Below are 5,472 nucleotides of genomic sequence, written 5' to 3'. Positions count from 1 at the left end.
CTCGAACATGATTCGTCGGGCCGCGGCCCCCTCGAACGCCGGGAGCGGTCGACCCGGTAACAGTCCGGCAAGGGTTCCGAGGACCAGCGTGGAGACCAGGAAAATCAGGAACGGCGGCATGACCCGGAGCAAGCCGGCGGGGGCCTCGATCGCCAGGCTCCAGGGCAACGCCTGCAGCAGGCTTGCGGTGATCGAGCTACTCGCCAGGAGGATCCCGATCTGCAGCGGCCCGAGATGATCTCGGCCGGCGATGCCCCGTCCCAGTCCGACGAGCGCGGCGACCCCCATCACAGCCCAGGAGAGGGGGGAGGGCAGGAGCAGGAGAGCACAGACGATCGGGGTCATGGCGAGCCGGACGGGTCGGGTCCTGGATCGTCGGGCGGCCAGGGCGCCACAGATCCCTGCCAGGACCGCCAGCAGCGCAGCCGTCGGTCCGTGGGTCTCCAACGCACCCCGTAGCTCGTCCGGTGTCCACCACAGGAGGATCGTGACCGACCCAAGCCCCAGGGCAAGTCCTGCGAGAACTCTCGATATGTGTGGTTGCTGAAAGCCCATATGCGTGGCCGTCTTCCAACTATGTACCGTTTCGGTTTCACATGGAAACTACCGCCCTTTCGACAGCCCGCAAGCAGAAAGTAACAATGGTGTGGCACCTCAGGATGGGTTCTCGCGTTGACATCGACGAGGTCCCGCCGAATAATGCTGTTTTCGGGCATCCTAGCCACCCTCTCGAGCTTCTTCGACAAGGCGTAAAAAGTTGACCCCTATAGACTTGGCAGTCCTGGGCGGCAGCGGTCTCTACCAGATCGCAGGGCTGACCGAGATCGAAGAAGTCGAGGTCGAGACCCCCTATGGGGCCCCATCGGACCGGATCCATCTGGGAACGTTGGAGGGCCGTCGGATGGCATTCCTGGCCCGCCACGGCCAGGGGCATCACTTGCTCCCCGGCGAAATCCCATTCCAGGCCAATATCTGGGCCCTCAAATCCCTCGGTGTCCGGCAGGTCCTCTCGATCTCCGCCGTCGGCTCGATGCGGGAGTCGATGCCTCCCCGCCACATGGTGCTGGTCGACCAGTTCATCGACCGCACCCACGGGCGTCCGTCCACCTTCTTCGGGGACGGCATCGTGGCCCACGTCTCTCTGGCCGATCCCACCTGTGGCCGCCTCGCGACGGCGGTCCAGAAAGCGGCCGGGAAGCTGGCGGACGTCCTGCACGTGGGGGGCACCTACCTGTGCATGGAAGGGCCGGCGTTCTCGACCCGGGCAGAATCCGCCCTTTTTCGAAGCTGGGGCGTCGACGTCATCGGAATGACCAACATCCAGGAGGCGCGTCTCTGTCGTGAGGCCGAGATCTGCTTCGCGACCCTGGCCTTGGTCACGGACTTCGATTGCTGGCACGAAGAGGAAGACGATGTGAGCGTGGAGGGGCTTCTCGAGACCCTCAGAGCCAATGGGGAGGCCGCGGAGGCGCTCCTGATCGACACGCTGCCGAAGCTGGCCGGTGAGTGGTCGTGTGCCTGCGCCACCGCCCTCGACGGCGCGATCCTGACCCCGCATCACACCCTCTCGCCGGAGACTCGGGAACGGCTCGCCCCGATTCTTGCGCGAGTTCTCGAGGACAAATCTTGACAGTGTTTTCTGCGGCTTTCTATACTCAGAATTTGGGAGCGAGGTCACGTTGAGCCACTCCGCCTCGTCAGGCCCCGATGCAAGCGGCCTCCGTATCGGCATCGCGGTATCCCGATTCAACCAACCGATCACCGACAAGCTCCTGTCTGCCTGCGTCGAAACCCTGTGCGGTCATGGCTGTGAAGACAGTCAACAACGGGTCGTCTCGGTGGCCGGTGCGTTCGAGCTCCCTCTCGCCTGCCAGTCCCTGTTGCGTAGCGACTTCGCACCGGATGCCGTCATCGCGCTCGGCGCCGTGATTCGTGGGCAGACGCCGCACTTCGATTACATCTGTCAGGAGACGACGCGTGGATTGGGTGACGTCGCCCTGCGTCATCATCGCCCGGTCTCCTACGGCGTGTTGACGACCGACAACGTCGAACAGGCCCACGCACGCAGCGGCGGGGTCAAGGGGAACAAGGGCGTAGACGCCGCACTTGTCGCCATCGAAATGGCCCGTCTCATCAAGACCGCCGGCGGGTAGGAGTCGATCGTGGGGCAACGACGCCGAGGTCGAGAATACGCGCTGCAGATGATGTTCCAGATCGATGTGACGGATGTGACTCCGGAGCAGGTCTTCCCGACCTTCTGGGAGGCACAGAACGCCGCCGACGAGGTGGTCCACTTCGCCGAGACCCTCGTCTCCGGCGTCACGCAAGAGTTGGGCGATCTCGATCGTCAGTTGGGGGAGCTTGCCAAGAACTGGCGGTTGGAGCGGATGGCCGTCGTCGACCGTAACGTCCTGCGAATCGCCCTCTGGGAGTTGATTCACTCGCCGGAGACTCCACCGGCGGTGGTCATCGATGAAGCGATCGAGGTCGCCAAGAAGTACGGAAGTCACGAATCCGGTTCCTTCATCAACGGCGTCCTCGACGCAGCACGACGAGCAACGCCCGGTCGCGACTCTAGAGACGGTGCGTCGTGATCGGCCGACGACTTCTTGTCGTGGGGCTGGTCCTGTCGGGGATGACGACCGGCTGCGGGTATCGTCTTGCCGGTTCGGCCAGTAACTCCGTCATCCCGAATACGGTCCATGTCATTGCAGTGCTCCCGTTCGAGAACCGCACGAACCGACCGGAGATCGAGCAACGCATCACCGAGGAAGTTGCGGGCGAACTTGCCAAGCGCGGACGCTTTGACGTGGTGACACAGAAGACCTCCGCGGATGCGGTCCTGGAAGGAGCCGTCACAAGCTACGTGACGCGACCGGTCCAGTTCAGCGACGCCGGTCGTGCGACGCGAATCGAGGCCGAGGTTCTCATCGCCGCGACACTCCGAACCGTTGCCGACGATGTTCTGCTCTGGAGCCAGTCAGGCCTCGTGTTCAAGGAGCAGTTTGACGTGCCGGATACGGGCGAGTTCTTCGACCAGGAGACCATCGCCCTGGATAGCATCGCGCGTGGCGCCGGAGGTGCCGTCATCACCTCCATCTTCGAGGGGTTCTGATGGCGCGACGAACCCGCGCCGTTCCCGCCGGGACGGTTCTCGAGAAGTTTCGCGCCGACCTCGAGAAGCCCTGGCCGGCCGGTGTCACGCTGATCACGGGTGAGGACGCCTGGTATCGAGATCGGGCGGAGCGCGCTCTGATCCGACGACTGTGTCCGGACGCCGACTCCGGTGGCGACGATTCGATGTCGACCCGGGTGATTGCCGAGGGCAAGCACGAAGTCGGTCAGATCGTCTCGGCAGCGCGTAGCGTCGGGATGTTCTCGCCAATTCGCGTGGTGTGGGTCCACGATGCCGCGTTCCTGGAAGGGGAGCCCGCCCCACTCGTCGAGTACAGCGAGCGTCCACCCGATGGGTCTTACGTGGTGATCAAGGGTGGCAAGCTCGACATGCGACGGAAGCTCCACAAGGCTTTGACCCAGGTGGGTCGGCATTACAACTTTGCCGAGAGCGCTCCGTTCGATAGCGGCAAGCTCAACGACATCCGAGCGCTGGCGGCTCAGCACGGCGTAGAGATCGACCGTGAGGCCGTCTCGTTCCTCAGTGCTGCGTGTCTTGGAGACATGTATCGCGTCGAGCGAGAGATCGAGAAGATGTCCACGTGGATGGGGGATCGCGACGTACGCCGTATCACCGTCGACGACCTGCGTGAGGTGATACGAGGGAGCGATCTTCTCAGTGGTTGGGAGTTGGCCGATGCGTTCGCCGACCGCGACCTCAAGCGTGCGCTGGCCTCGGTTCGACGCCTCGCGTCGGCCGGGGAAGAGCCGATCCGACTTGTCGGCGGGCTGGCGTGGCGGGCGCGACAGATGTTGGCCGCCCGCGCCCGGATCGCGGGGGGGATGCCCGAGGCCAGGGCGTTGCAGGATGCCTACGGGCAGCAGAAGGAGACTCTGCGCCGAAGCATCGGGCGGTATCGGATGGAAGAAGTACTGGCGTTTCCGGCGGCTCTGTCTCACGCCGACCGTTGTCTCAAGAGTCGTTCGCTCAAGGGTTCGACGGTCCTCGAGACGCTCATGCAGACGTTGATCGAAGAGTGAGGTTTTACACGTGACCGCCCACGGCGACGAGATGGTCCTGATTCTGGATTTCGGTGGCCAGTACACCCAGCTGATCGCGCGTCGCGTGCGAGAGCTCGGTGTCTACAGTGAGGTCCGCCGTTTTGACGACGCGTTGGAGACGGGGGATAGCACGAAGGTCGTCGCGGTCATCCTCTCCGGTGGACCCTGTTCGGTCTACGACGACGATGCGCCGAGACCATCGACTCGGGTCTTCGAGCTCGGTGTCCCGGTTCTTGGGATCTGCTACGGAATGCAATGGATGATGCATCACCTGGGCGGAGAGGTGGAGCCGGCAGGGGACCGCGAGTTCGGGCCGGCGGTGGTCCAGGTGGGTGGGGCACGGAGTAGGCTGTTCCACGGCCTCGATGCCAGTCAGAACGTCTGGGCCAGCCACGCCGATCGGGTGCTGCGGCTCGCCGATGGATTTGAGGTGACGGCGGCGTCGGATGCGGCACCGTTTGCCGCCGTCGAAAACACGGATCGGGCGCTCTACGGGGTGCAGTTCCATCCGGAGGTGGTTCACACTCAACAGGGCAAAGAGATTCTGCACAACTTTCTCTTCGAAATCGCCGGTTGCTCCGGCGAGTGGTCCCTCAAGTCCTTCGTCGAGCAGGCGATCGAGGCGATCCGCGAACAGGTCGGCGATGAGCGTGTCGTCTGTGGCCTGTCGGGGGGTGTCGACTCGTCGGTCATGGCTCTGTTGCTGCATCGAGCGCTGGGGGATCGACTGACCTGCATCTTCGTGAACAACGGCGTGCTCCGCAAAGGCGAATCCGATCAGGTCCTGACCTCGTTCCGTGATGGCTATCACCTGGATGTTCGCTACGCCGATGAGGCCGATCGGTTTCTCGGGAGGCTCGCCGGTCTCGACGAGCCGGAGGAGAAGCGCAAGGCGATCGGCGAGACGTTCATCGAGGTCTTCGAGTCGGAAGCCCGCGAACTCGGCAACATCCGTTTCCTGGCCCAGGGAACGATCTACCCCGACAGGATCGAGTCGGCGTCGGTTCGCGGACCGTCGGCCACCATCAAGACCCATCACAACGTCGGCGGACTCCCCGAGCGGATGGAGTTGGAACTCGTCGAGCCGCTACGAGATCTGTTCAAAGACGAGGTTCGTCAGCTGGGTGAGGTGCTGGGACTCAGTCACGAGTTCGTCTGGCGTCACCCGTTTCCGGGACCGGGACTCGCCGTGCGAATCCTCGGGGAGGTCACGGCAGAGCGCGTTGCACTCCTGCAGGCGGCCGACGCGATCTTCATGGACGAACTCCGCGAGTCCGGATTGTACGAGAACACGGC

7 protein-coding genes are annotated in these 5,472 nt (G+C 63.8%); 6 read left to right on the top strand and 1 reads right to left on the bottom strand.

The genetic code is table 11. The annotated features are described in order from the left end of the window. A partial coding sequence (locus OES25_17365) for a hypothetical protein (protein ID MDH3629408.1) occupies positions 1–555 on the bottom strand: 555 nt, incomplete at its 3' end. 202 nt (positions 556–757) lie between these two features. Here OES25_17365 and mtnP point away from each other — a divergent pair. From mtnP to guaA, 6 genes are all read left to right on the top strand, one after another. Then, complete coding sequence (mtnP, locus tag OES25_17360; GenBank protein MDH3629407.1) at positions 758–1,630, top strand: S-methyl-5'-thioadenosine phosphorylase; 873 nt, start codon at positions 758–760, stop codon at positions 1,628–1,630. Positions 1,631–1,679: 49 nt separating this feature from the next. Further along, the gene (gene ribH / locus OES25_17355; protein ID MDH3629406.1) at positions 1,680–2,153 is read left to right on the top strand and encodes a 6,7-dimethyl-8-ribityllumazine synthase; all 474 of its coding nucleotides are present in this window, start codon (positions 1,680–1,682) and stop codon (positions 2,151–2,153) included. A 9-nt stretch (positions 2,154–2,162) separates the two neighbouring features. Further along, positions 2,163–2,594: a transcription antitermination factor NusB gene (gene nusB, locus OES25_17350; GenBank protein ID MDH3629405.1), complete on the top strand. Its 432-nt coding sequence runs from the start codon at positions 2,163–2,165 to the stop codon at positions 2,592–2,594. Continuing rightward, positions 2,591–3,115, top strand: a complete 525-nt coding sequence (lptE, locus tag OES25_17345) for an LPS assembly lipoprotein LptE (GenBank protein MDH3629404.1) — start codon at positions 2,591–2,593, stop codon at positions 3,113–3,115. The genes nusB and lptE overlap by 4 nt, the downstream gene beginning before the upstream one ends. Then, positions 3,115–4,155 carry a DNA polymerase III subunit delta gene (holA, locus tag OES25_17340; GenBank protein MDH3629403.1) on the top strand — a complete coding sequence of 347 codons (1,041 nt, stop codon included), beginning with the start codon at positions 3,115–3,117 and terminating at the stop codon, positions 4,153–4,155. Before lptE ends, holA begins: the two co-directional genes overlap by 1 nt. Before the next feature lie 10 nt (positions 4,156–4,165). Continuing rightward, positions 4,166–5,472: glutamine-hydrolyzing GMP synthase (guaA, locus tag OES25_17335; GenBank protein MDH3629402.1), on the top strand; the 1,307-nt coding region annotated here is incomplete at its 3' end.

The organism is Acidobacteriota bacterium (genome assembly GCA_029861955.1).
Taxonomy (GTDB): Bacteria; Acidobacteriota; Polarisedimenticolia; order Polarisedimenticolales; family Polarisedimenticolaceae; genus JAOTYK01.
This window is presented reverse-complemented; position numbering and strand designations above follow the sequence as displayed.

Bases quoted from the DNA above. Each gene is read 5' to 3' on its own strand.
- holA (MDH3629403.1), top strand. From the start codon at position 3,115: ATGGCGCGACGAACCCGCGCCGTTCCCGCCGGGACGGTTCTCGAGAAG.